This is a genomic window from Microbacterium sp. Mcb102, from assembly GCF_024519805.1.
Classification (GTDB): domain Bacteria; phylum Actinomycetota; class Actinomycetes; order Actinomycetales; family Microbacteriaceae; genus Microbacterium.
This window is the reverse complement of record NZ_JALJRG010000003.1, coordinates 52,894-68,470: the sequence shown is the minus strand read 5'-3', so window position 1 is coordinate 68,470 and position 15,577 is coordinate 52,894. Positions and strand designations below refer to the sequence as shown.

Genomic DNA, 15,577 nt, shown 5'->3' with positions numbered 1-15,577 from the left:
TCGTCAAATGAACAAGCGATTGCTAGGGTGGCGGGATGAGCAGCCGAGCGGATGACGTCGTCCCCGTCGATGAGGCCGAGCGTGACGCCTGGGAAGCCGGTCTCCTGCGCGACGCGGCCGACCTCGGCGACGGTCTCTGGGGCATCCCCGTGGCGATCCCGGAAGGGACTCTCCCCGGCACGCTCGCCTACGCGCTCGTCGGCGACGATGGGGTGCATCTGGTCGACCCCGGGTGGGACACCGCGGAGAACCTCGGGCGCATCGAGCGGGCGGTGAGGGCGGCCGGACGGTCGCTGCCCGACATCGCGACGGTCGTCGTCACCCACCACCACCCCGATCATCTCGGTCTCGCCGAACGCGTGCGGACGCTCACCGGTGCGCGGATCGTGATGTCCGCCGCCGAGCGACGGGTGCTCGCCGCGGCCGTCGATCCTGCGGCGCGGGACCCCGAGTCGTATCGGGCCACTCTGGCGCGATGGGGCGTGCCGGACGAGCGTCATGGCGAACTGCTGGCCTCGTTCACACGGCCGTCGCTCACGGGCGACGTCGAGCCCGACCTGCTCGTGGGTGACGGCGACGTGCTGGAGCTCGCTGGCAGGCGGCTCGAGGTCATCGCGACCCCGGGTCACACGGGCGGGCACATCTGTCTCGCCGACCGTGACGCCCGCCTGCTCTTCACCGGCGATCACGTGCTGCCGCGCATCTACTCCGGTGTCGGCATCGGTGTGCTCGCGGGGGACGAGCCGATGGGCGACCTGCTGGCGTCGCTCGACCGCCTCGCCGAGTTCGACGACTTCACGGTGCTGCCCGGACACGAGTTCCGCTTCACGGGGCTCGCGGCACGCCGCGCACGGATAGCCGCCCACCACCTGCGTCGCGCCGGAGAGGTGGCGGCGCTCGCCGCGGAACTCGGTGACCGGTCGGTGTGGGCCTACGCGAGCAGGCTCACCTGGACCTCGGGTTGGCAGGGGCTCGACGGGTTCTGGCTGCACTCGGCGTTGCGTCAGACCGAGATGCACCTCGGTCTGGTCCGCAGCGGGCGTGCGGCAGCCTGGCTCAGCCGCGGCTGATCTCGCGGCGGTGCAGTCGCCAGCCGGACTCGCCCCGCACGAACACGTCGGCATAGACGCCCATGGCGGCCAGCGTCGGGATGCCGTCGGTGCCCCGGTAGTAGCGGAAGTACGAACGCGCGGTCGCCCGATCGCCGGCGACCTCGACCGTGATGCTCGAGACGTCGTGCCGAGTGTGCGAGCCCGGCCCCTGGATGCCCGCGGCGCGGCGCTCATGCACGCCGGCGAGGAGGGCGGCACGACCGGAGATGGTCTGCACATCCATCGGGAGGTCCGTGGCATCGGTGAGGTCCCAGACGGCATCCGGGGTGAAGCAGTCGATGTACTGCCCGGGGTCGCCGGCATCCGCCAGTTGGGCGATGCGCGCGAGGAGCATCGCGATCTCCTGCCGATCGCCGATGGCCTGCAGGTCGACGTTCACGGCGCCTCCCCGGCCCAGCGCCGCAGGTGCGCGCGCAGGTCGGCGGGGATGGGAACCGGATCCTGTTCGGGGGAGACCGTGACGACGGTGTTCTCGGCACGAGCGACGAGCGCGTCGTCCTCGATCCTGGTCATCTCGAACGCGAACCGGAACGAGGTGCTCCCGATCCGACCCATCCGCAGGTCGATCCGGATCTCGTCGAACAGACGTGCGGCGGCCAGGTACTCGCAGGTCGTGGCCCGCGACACCGTCCACCACCCGAAGCGCTCGATGAGGGTGTCCTGACGCAGCCCCTGCAGGAACAGGAACTCCGACTGCAGGCCCTCCATCTTGGGGAACCACGCGGCGTAGTACAGGATGCCGGCCGGGTCGGTGTCGGCATAGCTGAGGCGCACCCTGTGCGAGTGGATGATCGGTCGCGGGTCGACCTCGATCACTGCGTCACCGTCCAGCCGCCGTCGACCGGGAGGAAGACGCCGTTGATGTAGCCGGCGAGCGGGGAGAACAGGAACAGTGCGGCCCACGCGATGTCGTCGGGTGTGGCCATGCGCTGAAGGGGGATGCGGGTGAGCACGCGCTGCCCGGTCTCGCTTCCCGCGAAGCCCGCCAGCCGTGGGGTGTCGGTCATGCCCGGTGCCACGCCGTTGGAGCGGAACTCCGCCGCGCGGTGGGCGGCGAGGTGGCGGACGTAGCCCATGATCGCGGCCTTGGATGCTGAGTACCAGGCGTTGTCGGTGCCGACGAGGTTGCCGGCGACCGAGGTGGTGGCGACCATCGCGGCTCCCTCGCCGGGGCCGGTGGCCGCCCATGTGTCGGTCATGCGGCGCACGCTCCCCACGCAGATCTCCAGTGCCCGGTCGAAGGGGATCTCTGACGCGGATGCCGGCCCGGCGTTGTTGTGGAGGTAGCGGATCGGCCCGAGCGCGCGCACCGCATCGGTGAACCCGGCATCCACGGCCGCGTCGTCCGACACGTCTGCCACCCAGGTGTGCACGGCGGGGGCTGTCGCGCGCACCTGCTCGGCGGTCTCCTCGAGGCCCGTCGGATTCAGGTCCCAGAGGCTGACGGCGAGACCGAGTTCTGCCGCATGCACGGCGGTGGCCCGCCCGATGCCGCTCCCGGCGCCGGTGATGAGCACCGCGTCTCCTGCTGTGAATCCGAGGTCGACTGCACCCATACCGTGCTCCTTTGCCCAAGCATTTGCTTGTTTGACTCTAGCGCTGCGGAAGGACGAAGGCCAGCCCCGACCACCGGGGGCGCCGTCACCGCGAAGAGAGCACGAAACCGCGGTAGTCGGCTGCCGCGACCTCCTCGCACCGATCGATGTAGTTCTTGAAGCCGCCGATGTACGGAAGGAACCCCCGTGCCTTGCCGGCGATGTTCGAGCCGGTGTACCACGACGGCGCCGATCCGAAGAGAGTGCGGTCGGCGAGCTCGAGGGAGTGCGCCGTCCAGGCGGCCGCCGCGTCGGACCGCGCCTCGATCGACGTGTGCCCCTGCTGTCGGCAGTGCGCGATGATCCGCAGCGCGTAGTCGCCCTGCTGCTCGGAGGTGAGTGCCATGTTCGACAGCACGCTGGGGCTGCCGGGGCCGTTCAGCACCAGCAGGTTCGGGAACCCGGGCAGGGCGATGCCGAGATAGGTCGAGGGGAAGCCGGTCCACTCCTCGCGCAGCGATCGGCCGTCGCGTCCGCGGATGTCGATCGCGGTGAGTGCGCCGGTCATGGCGTCGAAGCCCGTGGCGTACACGATCACGTCGTGCTCGCGGTGCTCGTCTGTCGTGCGGATGCCGGTCGCGGTCACTGCGGCGAGGGGTTCCCGGCGCAGGTCCACCAGCGCGACGTGCGGCTCGTTGAACGTCTCGTAGTAGCCGGTGTCGGTGCAGATGCGCTTGGTGCCGACCGGGTGGTCGCGCGGTGTGAGGGATTCACGCGTCTCGGGATCCGGCACCCTCTCGGCGAGCTTCTGCTCGAAGAAGACCCGGGCGGCGTCGTTGATCACCGGGTCGACGGTGAGCCCCTGGAACGCCTTGGCGAAGAGCACGCCGCCGCGTGTCCAGCTCTCCTCGAACACCGCGCGGCGCTCGTGCTCGTCGGCGTCGGCGAAAGGGACGGGGTGGCTCGTCCAGGGAGACCCCGCGGCGCCGTTCCAGGAGAGCTCGCGCCGACGCGCCAGGTCGTCCTGCTGTCGCTGCCACTCGTCATCGTCGAGAGTCCGGTTGAACGCGGGCACGCTGTAGTTCGCGCTGCGCTGGTACACCGTGAGCTCCGCGGCATCCTGTGCGATCAGCGGGATCGCCTGCACCCCCGAGGAGCCGGTGCCGATCACGGCGACCCGCTTGCCACGCAGGTCGACCGGATCCTCCGGCCAGGCCGAGGTCTGCAGGACCTCACCCGCGAAGTCGTCGCGACCGGGAAGGTCGGGCAGCTGCGGCTTCGAGAGCCCGCCCGTCGCCATCACCAGCCAGCGTGCCGAGGCCTGGAATCCGGACTCCGTGCGCACGTCCCAGCGCTGCGCCCGCTCGTCCCAGGACGCGGCGGCGAGACGCTCGCCGAAGCGGTAGTGACGGCGGACGTCGAACCGATCGGCGACGTGGTTCAGGTAACGCAGGATCTCGGGCTGCGTCGCGTAGCGCTCGCTCCAGCGCCACTCGCGCTGCAAGGCATCGTCGAACGAGAACGAGTAGTCGATGCTCTCGACGTCGCAGCGGGCGCCCGGGTAGCGGTTCCAGTACCAGGTGCCGCCCACGTCGTCACCGGCCTCGAGGCCGAGGATGTCGAGTCCCGCCCGCTCGGCGTGGATCGTGGAGTACAGGCCGGCGAAGCCGGCGCCGACGATGATGACGTCGTGTTCGGGGATCATCTGCGGTCCTTCGGGTCGGGGCTGGTCAGGGAGTGGAGGTCGCTCCACAGGATCTCGGCGGCGCTGATGCCGGGGCCGTAGCCGGGGATGGTCAGGAAGCCGTGGAACTGATCGGGGTGGTGACGGAGTGTCACCGGGACGCCGGCGGAACGGAGCCGCCGGGCGTAGTCGGCGCCCTCGTCGCACAGGGGGTCGAGGCCGGCGGTGACGACGATCGCGGGCGGGAGTCCTGCGAGGTCGTCGACCGCGAGCGGGGTGACGTCGGCGTCGAAGCGGCCCGGCCGCTCACCGAGGAAGGTGCGCCAGTAGTGCGCCAGGAGCTCGGACGTGACGAAGTAGCCGGTCGCCCTCGCGCGGTGGCTCTCGGATGACATCGTCGGATCGAGGAACGGGTAGAGCAGCACCTGTGCGACGACCGGGCTCGCGCCGCGATCGCGGAGGCCGATCGCCGCGCCGGCCGCGACGTTGCCGCCCGAGCTGTCGCCCGCGAGGAGGAGCCCGTGCGCCCCGAGCCCGGCCCCGACGGCCCAGTCCGCCGCGGCGATCACGTCGTCGCGCGCCGCGCCGGGACCGGCTTCGGGAGCGAGGCGGTAATCGACCGAGACGACGGTGGCGCCGGTGGTGCGGGCCCATCGCCGGCAGAAGCCGTCGTGTCCGGCGATCGAGCCGTGCAGGAAACCGCCGCCGTGCGCGTACACCGTGGTCGGCGCATCCGGCCGCCGCTCGCGCGGGTGGTACGTGCGGATCGGGATGCCGTGGGTTCCGGCGTCCACCACCCCGTCATCCGTCGCTGCGACGTCGTCGAGGTTCGTCGCCGGACGGATCCGCTCGTCGGCGGCAGCCCGTCCGTCGAGGGGGTCCATCGTCGCCAGCCGCGGGAAACTCGCGTTCAGCAGCTCCAGCATCCGGGTCGTCTCGTCCACATGATCTCCTTCGATCAGCAGCGGTATGACTGTTAGTCATAGTACGATCAGGAATATCTCACTCATCGACGAGGAGGTCAAGTGAGCGACCACGAAGACACCGACGACCGGCCCGATCTGCCCGCGACGAGTTGGGCCGTGCTCGGCATCCTGTCCTTCGACACCGAGCTGTCGGGATACGACGTCAAGCAGTGGGCCGATCAGAGCCTCGCCTACTTCTACTGGGCGCCCTCGCAGAGCCAGATCTACACGGAGCTGCGACGGCTCGAGGGGCTCGGCCTCGCGGAGTCACGGGTGGAGCAGACGCACGCGGCGAAGAGCCGGCGGTTGTACGGGATCACCGATCGGGGACGCAGGAACATGCGCCGCTGGTCCGACGAGATCCCCGCGGAACCGGTGGTGCTCAAGCACTCGCACATCCTGCGCCTGTGGGCCGCGCACAACGGCGACCTCGATCGCCTGAGGGAGAGCCTGGCCGCCTACCGCGACGAGGCTCTGCGGACCGCGGAAGAGGCGGCTGCCCACGCGCGAGGCGCGCAGCGGGAGGATGCCTGGCGCTTCTCCGGTGTGGCGCTCGAGTGGTCCGAGCGGTTCTCCCGCGACGAGGCCGCCCGCATCGACTGGCTCATCGAGCGCCTGAGCGGCATGCGATGAGCATCGCGGTGCGGGCGTGAGCCCCGTCCGTGTCGGACGCTCAGAGACCGAACCCGCCGTCGACGTCGAGCTTCTGTCCGGTGATGAAGCCCGCCGACGGGGAGGCGAGGAACGACACGGCGGCGGCGATGTCGCCCGCGGTGCCGAATCGGCGGAGCGGGATGTTCCGGGTCGCCACCTCGAGGGCACGCTCATCCAGGTCTCCGGAGGCCATCAACCGGGCCGACATCCCGTCCCACAGCATCCCCGGTCCGACCGCGTTCACGCGCACGCCGAAGCGCCCCTCCTCGGCGGCGAGTCCACGAGCCAGCGCCTCCACTGCGCCCTTCGGCGCGACCGACAGTCCGTCCCGCACGGGGTACCGCCGCGTCCCGGCGCTGGTGACGACGGTGAGCGATCCGGATGCAGCACGCAGCGCCGGGAGGAAGGCCTTCGCCACGACGAAGAAGCCGACGAGATCGTCGTCGACCTGTCGGGCGAACTGCTCGACCGAGACCTTCGACAGGTGCAGCATCGGCACGTGCGGGCCGGCGGCATGCACGACCGTGTGCACGGCGCCGTGGCGCTCGACGAGGTCGGCGACGAGGGCGGCTGCGCCGGCCTCGTCGCGCACGTCGAGTCGGTGGGCTTCGCCGTGCTCGCCGAGAGCGGCGAGCAGTTCGGGCGACGGCTCGGAGCGATGGGTGATCGCGACGCGCACCCCTTCGGCGGCGAGCTTTCGGGCGATGGCGGAGCCGATTCCGCCGGTCCCGCCGGTCACGACGGCGATGCCGGGAAGGTCACGGAGAGAGCGGTTCTCAGAAGTCTGTGCAGTGTCCATGAGCCGGAATCTAACAGGTGTCCGAATCGTAACCAAGCAATTGACCGGTTGGGCGTTGCTCGGAGTGTCCGGGTGTGATTTACTAAGCAAGCGTTTGGTCGCTCTAGCGCTCTAACTCAACGATGAGAGAGGTTCGGATATGCGGTTCAACAGACTCGCGGCGGTTGCCGCAGGGATCGTGGTCTCGACGATGGTCCTCGCCGGCTGCTCCGGTGACGCGGACGCAGGGAACGGTGGCGGCGAAGGCGGAGGCGACGACCCGATCAAGATCGTGGTGCTCGGCGGCATGGGCGCGGAGGGCATCCTCGCCGACAACGCGACGACGGCCGTGACGGCTGCCCTGGCCTCCGTCGACGCCGTGAACGACATGGGCGGGATCCTCGACCGCGAGGTCGAGATCACCCACCTCGAGGACAACGCCGACCCGACGGTCGCCGTGACCAAGCTGCGCGAGTACATCGCCACCGAGGGCAAGCCCGACCTCGTGATGAACTCCGGCCCCTCCACGATCACCGAGGCGATGCTGCCGATCCTCACGCAGAACAAGATCGTCTCGTTCAACATCGGCCCGACGACGGGATCCGGTGACCCCGCGGTCAACCCCTACAGCTTCGACCTCAGCGCCTCCGTGCCCGACTACCTCGGCTCGTTCGTCGCCGAGATGGACGACCGCGGCTACGAGGACGTCGCGATCCTGCACGGCTCCAGCGCCTACGGCGAGCTCTTCGGCTCGCTCGGTGAGACCACCTTCACGGATGCAGGATTCACCGTCACCGGGAACGAGGGCTTCGACAACGCCGCCCTCGACATGACCTCCCAGCTCTCCGCACTGCAGCAGGGCGACCCCGATGTGCTCGTGCTCGACGCCTACGGCGCACCGCTCGGCTACGTGCTGCAGAGCCTGGAGAAGCTCGGGTGGGATGTTCCCGTGATGGGCAACTCCTCGGTCGCCGCGACCGGTCTGATCGCCACACCCGCGCCCGACGGCGTGCTCGGCACCGACCAGGTCAAGAACCTCACCATGCAGGTGTACTCCAGCACCCAGTACGACCCGGACGACACCAAGGTCAACGAGGCCGTCGAGCGCATGCTCGCCGCCGGGGACATCAAGTCGTCGCTGATCCTGGCGTACAACTACGACTCGGCGCTGCTCTTCAAGGCCGCAGCGGAGAAGGCCGGTGGAGTCGACGACCCCGACGCCCTGGTTGCGGCACTCATCGACCCCGACGTCCAGAAGGCGGCCGAGACCGCGATCCTGGGTCTCTACGCCTTCGAAGAGGATGCGCACAGCCCGCACGTGGGCCCGGAGCAGTTCGCCTTCATCCCGCCGGGCGAACTCGTCAACGGTCAGTTCCAGCCCTGACCCCGGTCGGCGCGTGAACATCGCCGGCGGCTCGGATCTCGATTCGGATCCGAGCCGTCGGCACACCAAGCCAAAGTGATGGAAGGAACCCGACCGCAATGACCATCATCTGGTCCGGCCTGGCTCTCGGTGCGATCTACGCACTGGTGGCGATCGGCTACAACATCGTCTTCCTCTCGCAGAAGACCTTCAACTTCGCCCAGGCGGCGCTCATGATGCTCGGCGCGTTCATCGCGTACGTCGGCATCGTCGTCTGGGGTCTGCCCTGGTGGCTCGTCGCGATCGCCGCGGCCGTCATCGTCGGCGCGATCGCCGCTCTCGAGGAGCGGGTCGCCATCCGTCCGGTCAAGGACCCGCACAACCTGCTGGTCACGACCCTCGGCGCCTCCATCATCATGGAGGGTGTCGCCCAGGTGATCTGGGGCGGAGAGCCCAAGCGCGTGCCCTTCTTCATGGGCGATCAGGTGCTCGAGTTCCTCGGCGGCCGGGTCTACCCCGTCGAGCTCGCACTGATCGTGCTCGTCATCGTCCTGGTCATCGCACTCACCCAGTACGCCAAGCGCAGCATGACCGGCATCGCCCTGCTCGGCATGAGCGAGAACAGGGAGGCAGCGCAGCTGCGCGGGGTGAACGTGCGGCGCTTCGCCCTCATGGCCTTCATCTTCACCGGCGTCCTCGCCGGTTTCCTCGGCGTGTTCGTCGGCCCCAAGACGTATGCGGTCGCCACGCTCGGCGCCTCCCTGGCGCTCAAGGGCTTCGTCGTCCTCGCGATCGGCGGCTTCGGGTCCCTCGGCGGCGTGCTCGTGGGTGGACTCATCGTCGGCCTCGCCGAGGCGCTCGCGACGCGGTACATCGGTGCCGACTACGCGGGGTTGACGGTGTTCTTCATCCTCATCGTGATTCTGATGGTCAAGCCGACGGGACTCTTCACCCGTCGCGTGGAACGGACGGTGTGACCGTGGCTGCTCTCTGGTTGAAACTACGGTCCGTCCCCGGCTGGATCTGGCCCCTCGCCGTCGGTGCCGTGCTGCTCGCGCTGCCGTTCCTCGGGCTCAACTACGCCGCGACGCGGCAGATCGAGCTCACCCTGATCCTGGCGCTGATCGTGCTGGGCCTGAACCTCTCGCTCGGCTACGCCGGCGAGCTGGCGATGGGACAGGTCGCGATGTATGCGGCCGGTGCCTATGCCGCGGGTCTCGCCAACAAGGCCGGGGTGACCGACATCTGGCTGCAGCTGCTCATCGGCGGCGGCGCCGCGCTGCTCATCGGACTCATCTCCGGCATCCCCGGACTGCGTCTGGGGAGCTGGTCGCTCGCGATGACCTCGTTCTTCCTGATCCTGATCGTCCCGGACGTGCTGTCGATCTTCAAGGAGCAGACCGGCGGTCGCAACGGTCTGGCCGGAATCATGCCCGCGACCTCGTTCGGTCAGATGATCGACGGCCGCACCTACTACCTGATCATCGTCGGCGTCGCCATCGTGGCCTTCGCGCTGATCCGCAACCTCGTCGTCTCCGACCACGGGACGGCGCTCCGCGTGCTCAAGCAGAGCCCGGTCCTGGCTTCGTCGATGGGCATCTCCGTGTTCCGCGCCAAGCTCACGGCCTACGCGATCGGCGCCGTCCCTGCCGGCATCGCCGGGGTGCTCTTCGCCAACCTCGACCTCTTCATCTCGCCGGAGGCCTTCGCGTTCTCGTTCGCGATGACGGTGCTCGCGGCCTCGATCTTCGGCGGCTCCGCCAGCATCTACGGAGCCCTGATCGGTGCAGCGGTGCTGCAGTTCGGGATGAACCAGTCGACGAACTTCAGCCAGTTCGGACTGATCATCTCCGGGGCGTTCCTGCTCATCGGCGGAGTGGCCTTCACCGGAGGACTGTCCGGGCTGCTGCGGACCCTCGTGCGCAAGGCCGACATCGCGGCCAAAGCCAAGACCGGGGTGCGCCCGGCGGAAGCCGCTCCGGCCGAGATCGAGAAGCTCGACGGCGCGCTGCTGCGCACGGAGGGAGTCTCCAAGGCGTTCGGCGGCAACCAGGCGCTGTCGAAGGTGTCGATCGATGCGGCGCCGGGTGCGGTCACGGCGATCATCGGCCCCAACGGCTCCGGGAAGACCACCCTGCTCAACATGATCTCCGGCTTCTACAAGACGGATGCCGGCACGATCGAACTCGACGGGAAGTCCATCCAGGGACTCTCGTCGTACCGGGTCGCCCGGGCGGGGGTCTCGCGCACGTTCCAGACTCCGAACATCCCCGAGAAGCTGACGGTGTTCGAAGCCGTGGCGGCCGGACGCTATGCCACGGAGCGGGCCTCCGTGTTCGCCTCGTTCCTGCGGCTGCCGACGTTCTGGCGAGCTCGCGCGGAGAACCGGGCGGCGGCGGAGCGGGCGCTCGCGCTGGTCGGGCTCAGCGCGCAGCGCGACGAGCCGGCCGACTCGCTCCCGCTCGGCAACCGTCGACTGCTCGAGGTCGCCAGGAGCCTGGCAGCGTCCCCGAAGGTGGTGCTCCTCGACGAGGTGGCATCCGGCCTGGACGAGGACGAGCTCGAGGTCCTCGAGAGCCTCGTGAAGCGGCTGCGCGACGCCGGCATGACCGTCATCCTGGTGGAGCACAACTTCCAACTCGTGCTGCGCGTCGCCGACGACATCTATGTGCTCGCCCAGGGCGCGGTCATGGCGCACGGCACCCCCGATCAGATCGAGAGCAACCCGCGGGTCATGGAGGAGTACCTCGGCGTGACGGCGGAGACCAACGCGGCGGGAGGCGGCGACCATGAGTGATGTGCTGTTGGAGGTGTCCGGTCTGCAGACCGGCTACGGCGACCTGACCGTCGTGCGCGACGTCTCGCTGACCGTGCGGGCGGGGGAGATCACGGTGCTGCTCGGTCGGAACGGCGCGGGCAAGACGACGACGCTGCGGGCGATCACCGGGCTGAACAGGGTCTCGGGCGGCACGGTCGCCTACCTCGGCGAGCCGCTGACGGATGCACCTCACAAGCGGGTCGCCCGCGGGATCTCGTACGTGCAGGAGGGCAAGAAGGTCTTCCGTGAGCTCACGATCGAGCAGAACCTCATCCTCGGCGGATTCTCGCGGGGGATGGGCAAGCGGGCTCTGATCGCGGCGGCGGAGGAGATCTACCAGCTCTTCCCGATCCTGGGCAGCAAGCGTGCCCTCCCCGCGGCGAGCATGTCGGGTGGGCAGCAGCAGATGCTCGCGATCGGCCAGGCGCTGATGGCGAAGCCGAAGCTGCTCATCCTCGACGAGCCGAGCCAGGGGCTCGCTCCGGTGATCGTCAAGGAGGTCATGGAGCGGGTGCATGAGCTCAAGAACACCGGCATCGGCATCCTCCTGGTCGAGCAGGCCGTGCAGGAGTCCGTCGCCATCGCCGACGAGGTGACGGTGATCGAGATGGGCCGCACGACGCTCGCCGGGGCCGCGGCCGACGTCACGCTCGAGGATCTGCAGAAGGCGTACTTCGGCGCGGTCGCGTAGCGTCGACGCCGGAGGGTCAGGCCGCCGGGAGGGCGGATGCGGCGGGGTAGCCGAGCGCCGTGTCCTGGCTGCGGGCGAAGGCCGTCGTCACCCGACGGGCGATGAGCCAGCGGCCCTCCTCGCGTCGGTAGGCCACGTCGTAGAAGCCGCGCATCACGAGCCGTGGGGCACCGGCATCCTCGGCGTAGTCGCCATGGAATTCCAGGTGGATGCGGGCCGTCGCGCGGTCGCCGTCGAACGCGAGCTGCGGCAGATGCAGGAAGTGGATGCCGGCGAAGGCAGCGTCGGCGCAGAACGCGTGGAGCGCCGGGCGGCCTTGCACGAAGGTCAGCGGCGGCGCCTCCCCGACAGCCCGCGACTGGTAGATGCCGTCCTCGGTGAAGAGGCTGCTCCACGTGTCGCCGTCGCGCTCGTCGAAGGCGCGCGCGTAGGTCGCCTCCAGCTCGATGATCTCCAGTCGGTCCTCCAGTGCCCGCAGGCGCTGTTCGATGCTCCGTGTCATGATCTCTCCTTCCTGGGCGCTGCGGCAGCGCGGCGCACGCGCTGCCGCCAGGCCGTCGCGGGGTCGTCGGGTCCGCGACGGCCCCGTGGTCCGTCGCCCTCCGGCTCACGCAGTCTCCCGGCATCCGAGCGGGTCCATTCGCGCACGGCGGTGCGCTCGACGATGCGCCAGCCGTCGGGGTCGCGGCGGACATGATCGAGGTAGCGGAAGCCGCTCGTGAAGTTGAGGGACTCGTCGTCGGACGGCGTACCCCAGTGCACGGCCGTGCCGTACGTCTCGGCGAAGGCATGATCGCCGTGGAGCTCGACCCGGTGGTTCCCGACGAGGTGCATGGTGCCGTCGAACACGGCCGTCCGCTCGCGCAGCCAGGCCACGTAGTCGTCGGCCGTTCCGGAGAAGCCGGTGTGGTGGTCGACGCCGTCTCGCGCATAGACGCTGCGGACCGCCGCGTAGTCGGCGCGGTCGACGGCCGAGCAGTAGCGCAGGACCAGGTCGTGGATCTGCTGACGGTCCATGAGCTCGGCGAGCGTGTTCATGCCTGATCCGGCATGTTCGTCCAGCCGCGACCGGATGCCTTGCCGTACCAGCCGGCTGCGGCCAGTGTTCCGCCGTCGACGGGGATCGTGTGACCCGTGATGAACGCAGCGTCGCGCGAGGCGAGGAAGGCCACCACTCCCGCGAAGTCCTCGGGTGTCCCGAAGCGTCCGGCGGGAAGCCAGGATCGCAGCAGCGCGGGGTCGCGGCCGGCCAGCATGAGCTCGGCCGGGGTCTGCGCGGTGTCGGCGAGGTCGGGGGCGATGGCGTTGACCCGGATGGCGGAGGGCCCGAGTTCGACGGCGAGGCTCTTCGTGAAAGCGGAGACGCCGGCGTTGTACGCCGAGTACACGGCGTTGCCGGGGATGCCGCGGAACGCCTCGACCGTGGAGACGTTGACGATGCTGCCGCCGCCGGCCGCGATCATCCCCGGCAGGAGCGCGTGCGTCACGGCGAAGACGTGCCAGAGGTTGAGCTCGTGCAGGCGCCGCCACTGGTCGGGCGGGCTCTTGGCGAAGAACGACTTCGCCGGGCGGTAGTCGCCGACGTTGTTGACGAGCACGTCGGCGTGTCCGTGTTCGCTCTCGACCCTGGCCGCGAGGCGGGCGACCGTGTCGTCTTCGGTGATGTCGCCGACGAGCACGGTGCAGCGGCCGCCGGTCGCCTCGATGTCGGCGGCCGTGCGTGCGGCGGCATCCGCATCGATGTCGACGAGCAGGACGTGGTCGCCGTCGGCGGCGAAGCGTCGGCTGATCCCGCCGCCGATGCCGAGGGCGCCGCCGGTGACCACGATGGTGCGGGGATGCTGCAGAGGGACGTCATCGTGACTCATGCAACAAACCTAGCATTTGGTTGGTAGCATGGACAGGTCGGCGCATCGGAGCGCCGCGCTCGGAGGAGGCGGAGTGAGCCTGGTCATGGATTTCGCGGGGAAGGTCGTCGCGGTCACCGGCGGTGCTCGAGGTGTGGGCCGTGGCGTGGTCGAGGCGTTCCTCGATGCGGGTGCCGACGTCGAGTTCTGCGGTCGCTCCGAGCCGACGACCCTGCCGGAGCGCGACGGGCGCGCGGCATCCTTCCGTCCGGTCGATGTGCGCGACGCCGCTCAGAACGAGGCCTGGATCGCGGGCGTCGCGGAACGCCACGGACGCCTCGACGTGCTCGTCAACAACGTCGGCGGCTCGCCGTTCGGCCGATTCGAAGCCGGGTCGCCGAGGTACTTCCAGGCCATCACCGAGATCAACTTCCTCTCCGCCGCGGTCGCCACGAGAGCGGCGTTCCCCGCGTTGCGTGCCGCATCCGGCAGCGTGATCAACATCACCTCGATCAGCGCCCGCCGCCCCAGCCCCGGCACGGCCGTGTACGGCGCGGCGAAGGCGGCGCTGGAGAGCCTGACCCGCAGCCTCGCGGTCGAATGGGCGCCGGAGATCCGCGTCAACGCGATCAGCAGCGGCCTGGTGCACACCGAGAGCGCGGTCGACCACTACGGCACACCGGAGCAGTACGCGGAGATCGCACGGACCATCCCGCGGGGGCGACTGGCCTCGCCGCAGGAGCTCGGCAACGTCTGCGTCATGCTCGCCTCACCCCTGTCGGCGCACATCACCGGCGCCGTCATCCCCGTGGACGGTGGCGGCGAATGGCCCGCTTTCCTGAGCCACACCCCGAACGCGGACATCGTGCAGCAGGCCGACCGCCTCGACATCACTGGAGGATCCTCATCATGACCGAAGCCGTCATCGTCTCCGCGGTGCGCTCGCCCATCGGACGCGCGTTCAAGGGCAGCCTGAAGGACATGCGCGGTGACGACCTCGCCGTGCAGATGGTGCGCGCGGCCGTCGAGGCGGTGCCCGGCCTGAACCCGGACGAGATCGTCGACCTGATGGTGGGCTGTGCGCAGCCGGCAGGCCAGCAGGGATACAACATCGGACGGATGCTGGCGCTGCAGCTCGGCTGGGACGCGGTGCCCGGCACCACGGTCAACCGCTACTGCGCATCGTCGCTGCAGACGACGCGGATGGCGTTCCATGCGATCAAGGCCGGCGAGGGCGACGTGTTCGTCTCGGCCGGGGTGGAGGCGGTGTCGCAGTTCGGCTCCGGCAAGTCCGACGGCATGCCGGACACCAAGAACCCGCGGTGGGCGGATGCTGCGGCCCGCACGGCGCGCGACGCGCAGAACCCCGACTTCGTATGGTCGGATCCGCTCGAGCGGGGAGAGCTCGAGGACATCTACATCGCGATGGGGGAGACCGCCGAGAATGTGGCCTCCTTCCGCGGCGTGTCCCGTCGCGAGCAGGATGAATGGGCGGTGCTCAGCCAGAACCGCGCCGAGGCCGCCGGCGCCCGCGGCTTCTGGGGGACCGACATCACCCCGGTGCGTCTCGCCGACGGCACGCTCGTGACGAAGGACGACGGCCCCCGAACGGGCGTCACGCTGGAGGGCATCAGCGGCATGCAGCCGGTGTTCCGCCCGCACGGCACGGTGACCGCGGCGAACTGCTGCCCGCTCAACGACGGCGCGGCCGCGCTCGTGATCATGAGCGACACCCGCGCCGCCGAGCTCGGGCTCACCCCGCTCGCCCGTGTGGTGTCGACCGGGGTGTCGGCACTGTCGGCCGAGATCATGGGCCTCGGGCCGGTGCAGGCGGTGGAGCGCGCGCTCGCCCACGCCCGTATGTCGATCGGGGACATCGACATCCTCGAGATCAACGAGGCGTTCGCCGCGCAGGTGATTCCCTCGGTCGCCGACATCGGCATCGACCCCGACCGCGTGAATGTGAACGGCGGCGCGATCGCCCTCGGTCACCCCTACGGCATGACCGGTGCCCGCATCACCACGACCGCGATCAACGCGCTCCGCGAGCGCGACGAGCAGTTCGCCGTCGAGACGATGTGCACCGCCGGCGGCCAGGGCATGGCCATGGTGCTCGAGCGTCTGAGCTGA

17 protein-coding genes are annotated in these 15,577 nt (G+C 69.7%); 8 read left to right on the top strand and 9 right to left on the bottom strand.

The genetic code is table 11. The features are described from left to right. Positions 1–35: 35 nt before the first annotated feature. Positions 36–1,070 (top strand): MBL fold metallo-hydrolase, encoded by a 1,035-nt coding sequence (locus OC372_RS09265; protein WP_262001637.1) that lies wholly within the window; start codon positions 36–38, stop codon positions 1,068–1,070. Here OC372_RS09265 and OC372_RS09260 read toward each other — a convergent pair. From OC372_RS09260 to OC372_RS09240, 5 genes are all read right to left on the bottom strand, one after another. Beyond that, positions 1,057–1,491 (bottom strand): nuclear transport factor 2 family protein, encoded by a 435-nt coding sequence (locus OC372_RS09260; protein WP_262001636.1) that lies wholly within the window; start codon positions 1,489–1,491, stop codon positions 1,057–1,059. The two genes, OC372_RS09265 and OC372_RS09260, sit on opposite strands and share 14 nt — an antisense overlap. Then, a complete protein-coding gene (locus OC372_RS09255; protein WP_262001635.1) occupies positions 1,488–1,928 on the bottom strand; it encodes an acyl-CoA thioesterase in 441 nt (146 codons plus the stop codon). Before OC372_RS09255 ends, OC372_RS09260 begins: the two co-directional genes overlap by 4 nt. Beyond that, positions 1,925–2,668 (bottom strand): SDR family NAD(P)-dependent oxidoreductase, encoded by a 744-nt coding sequence (locus OC372_RS09250; RefSeq protein WP_262001634.1) that lies wholly within the window; start codon positions 2,666–2,668, stop codon positions 1,925–1,927. The genes OC372_RS09255 and OC372_RS09250 overlap by 4 nt, the downstream gene beginning before the upstream one ends. Positions 2,669–2,753: 85 nt before the next feature. Next, on the bottom strand, positions 2,754–4,352 hold the full coding sequence (locus OC372_RS09245) for a flavin-containing monooxygenase (protein ID WP_262001633.1): 1,599 nt from the start codon (positions 4,350–4,352) through the stop codon (positions 2,754–2,756). Then, positions 4,349–5,275 (bottom strand): alpha/beta hydrolase, encoded by a 927-nt coding sequence (locus OC372_RS09240; protein ID WP_262001632.1) that lies wholly within the window; start codon positions 5,273–5,275, stop codon positions 4,349–4,351. Before OC372_RS09240 ends, OC372_RS09245 begins: the two co-directional genes overlap by 4 nt. Before the next feature lie 81 nt (positions 5,276–5,356). Between OC372_RS09240 and OC372_RS09235 the strand changes: the two genes are divergently transcribed. After that, complete coding sequence (locus OC372_RS09235; RefSeq protein ID WP_262001631.1) at positions 5,357–5,929, top strand: PadR family transcriptional regulator; 573 nt, start codon at positions 5,357–5,359, stop codon at positions 5,927–5,929. A gap of 40 nt (positions 5,930–5,969) precedes the next feature. Here the strand turns inward: OC372_RS09235 and OC372_RS09230 are convergent, their stop codons facing one another. Further along, positions 5,970–6,749: an SDR family NAD(P)-dependent oxidoreductase gene (locus tag OC372_RS09230; protein WP_051662542.1), complete on the bottom strand. Its 780-nt coding sequence runs from the start codon at positions 6,747–6,749 to the stop codon at positions 5,970–5,972. A gap of 139 nt (positions 6,750–6,888) precedes the next feature. Between OC372_RS09230 and OC372_RS09225 the strand changes: the two genes are divergently transcribed. From OC372_RS09225 to OC372_RS09210, 4 genes are all read left to right on the top strand, one after another. Further along, positions 6,889–8,112 (top strand): ABC transporter substrate-binding protein, encoded by a 1,224-nt coding sequence (locus tag OC372_RS09225; RefSeq protein WP_029262084.1) that lies wholly within the window; start codon positions 6,889–6,891, stop codon positions 8,110–8,112. A gap of 98 nt (positions 8,113–8,210) precedes the next feature. Then, the gene (locus tag OC372_RS09220) at positions 8,211–9,068 is read left to right on the top strand and encodes a branched-chain amino acid ABC transporter permease (RefSeq protein ID WP_029262085.1); all 858 of its coding nucleotides are present in this window, start codon (positions 8,211–8,213) and stop codon (positions 9,066–9,068) included. Positions 9,069–9,070: 2 nt separating this feature from the next. Beyond that, positions 9,071–10,888, top strand: coding sequence for a branched-chain amino acid ABC transporter ATP-binding protein/permease (locus OC372_RS09215; RefSeq protein WP_262001630.1), 1,818 nt, complete (start codon positions 9,071–9,073; stop codon positions 10,886–10,888). Then, on the top strand, positions 10,881–11,600 hold the full coding sequence (locus tag OC372_RS09210; RefSeq protein ID WP_029262087.1) for an ABC transporter ATP-binding protein: 720 nt from the start codon (positions 10,881–10,883) through the stop codon (positions 11,598–11,600). Before OC372_RS09215 ends, OC372_RS09210 begins: the two co-directional genes overlap by 8 nt. Positions 11,601–11,616: 16 nt before the next feature. Here OC372_RS09210 and OC372_RS09205 read toward each other — a convergent pair whose 3' ends face one another. The 3 genes from OC372_RS09205 to OC372_RS09195 are packed head-to-tail and all read right to left on the bottom strand — an operon-like array spanning position 11,617 to position 13,468. Further along, positions 11,617–12,102, bottom strand: coding sequence for a nuclear transport factor 2 family protein (locus OC372_RS09205; RefSeq protein ID WP_262001629.1), 486 nt, complete (start codon positions 12,100–12,102; stop codon positions 11,617–11,619). Further along, positions 12,099–12,638 (bottom strand): nuclear transport factor 2 family protein, encoded by a 540-nt coding sequence (locus OC372_RS09200; RefSeq protein WP_262001628.1) that lies wholly within the window; start codon positions 12,636–12,638, stop codon positions 12,099–12,101. The genes OC372_RS09205 and OC372_RS09200 overlap by 4 nt, the downstream gene beginning before the upstream one ends. Further along, positions 12,635–13,468, bottom strand: coding sequence for an SDR family NAD(P)-dependent oxidoreductase (locus OC372_RS09195; RefSeq protein ID WP_262001627.1), 834 nt, complete (start codon positions 13,466–13,468; stop codon positions 12,635–12,637). The genes OC372_RS09200 and OC372_RS09195 overlap by 4 nt, the downstream gene beginning before the upstream one ends. A 73-nt stretch (positions 13,469–13,541) precedes the next feature. Between OC372_RS09195 and OC372_RS09190 the strand changes: the two genes are divergently transcribed. Both OC372_RS09190 and OC372_RS09185 read left to right on the top strand, forming a co-directional pair. Then, complete coding sequence (locus OC372_RS09190) at positions 13,542–14,360, top strand: SDR family oxidoreductase (protein WP_262001626.1); 819 nt, start codon at positions 13,542–13,544, stop codon at positions 14,358–14,360. Next, positions 14,357–15,577, top strand: a complete 1,221-nt coding sequence (locus OC372_RS09185; RefSeq protein ID WP_262001625.1) for an acetyl-CoA C-acetyltransferase — start codon at positions 14,357–14,359, stop codon at positions 15,575–15,577. The genes OC372_RS09190 and OC372_RS09185 overlap by 4 nt, the downstream gene beginning before the upstream one ends.

What these genes read in the sequence shown, in the direction of transcription:
- OC372_RS09195 (WP_262001627.1), bottom strand. Translation starts at nt 13,468, where the DNA reads ATGAGTCACGATGACGTCCCTCTGCAGCATCCCCGCACCATCGTGGTC.
- OC372_RS09230 (WP_051662542.1), bottom strand. Translation starts at nt 6,749, where the DNA reads ATGGACACTGCACAGACTTCTGAGAACCGCTCTCTCCGTGACCTTCCC.
- OC372_RS09210 (WP_029262087.1), top strand. Translation starts at nt 10,881, where the DNA reads ATGAGTGATGTGCTGTTGGAGGTGTCCGGTCTGCAGACCGGCTACGGC.
- OC372_RS09200 (WP_262001628.1), bottom strand. Translation starts at nt 12,638, where the DNA reads ATGAACACGCTCGCCGAGCTCATGGACCGTCAGCAGATCCACGACCTG.
- OC372_RS09245 (WP_262001633.1), bottom strand. Translation starts at nt 4,352, where the DNA reads ATGATCCCCGAACACGACGTCATCATCGTCGGCGCCGGCTTCGCCGGC.
- OC372_RS09265 (WP_262001637.1), top strand. Translation starts at nt 36, where the DNA reads ATGAGCAGCCGAGCGGATGACGTCGTCCCCGTCGATGAGGCCGAGCGT.
- OC372_RS09250 (WP_262001634.1), bottom strand. Translation starts at nt 2,668, where the DNA reads ATGGGTGCAGTCGACCTCGGATTCACAGCAGGAGACGCGGTGCTCATC.
- OC372_RS09225 (WP_029262084.1), top strand. Translation starts at nt 6,889, where the DNA reads ATGCGGTTCAACAGACTCGCGGCGGTTGCCGCAGGGATCGTGGTCTCG.
- OC372_RS09185 (WP_262001625.1), top strand. Translation starts at nt 14,357, where the DNA reads ATGACCGAAGCCGTCATCGTCTCCGCGGTGCGCTCGCCCATCGGACGC.
- OC372_RS09205 (WP_262001629.1), bottom strand. Translation starts at nt 12,102, where the DNA reads ATGACACGGAGCATCGAACAGCGCCTGCGGGCACTGGAGGACCGACTG.
- OC372_RS09220 (WP_029262085.1), top strand. Translation starts at nt 8,211, where the DNA reads ATGACCATCATCTGGTCCGGCCTGGCTCTCGGTGCGATCTACGCACTG.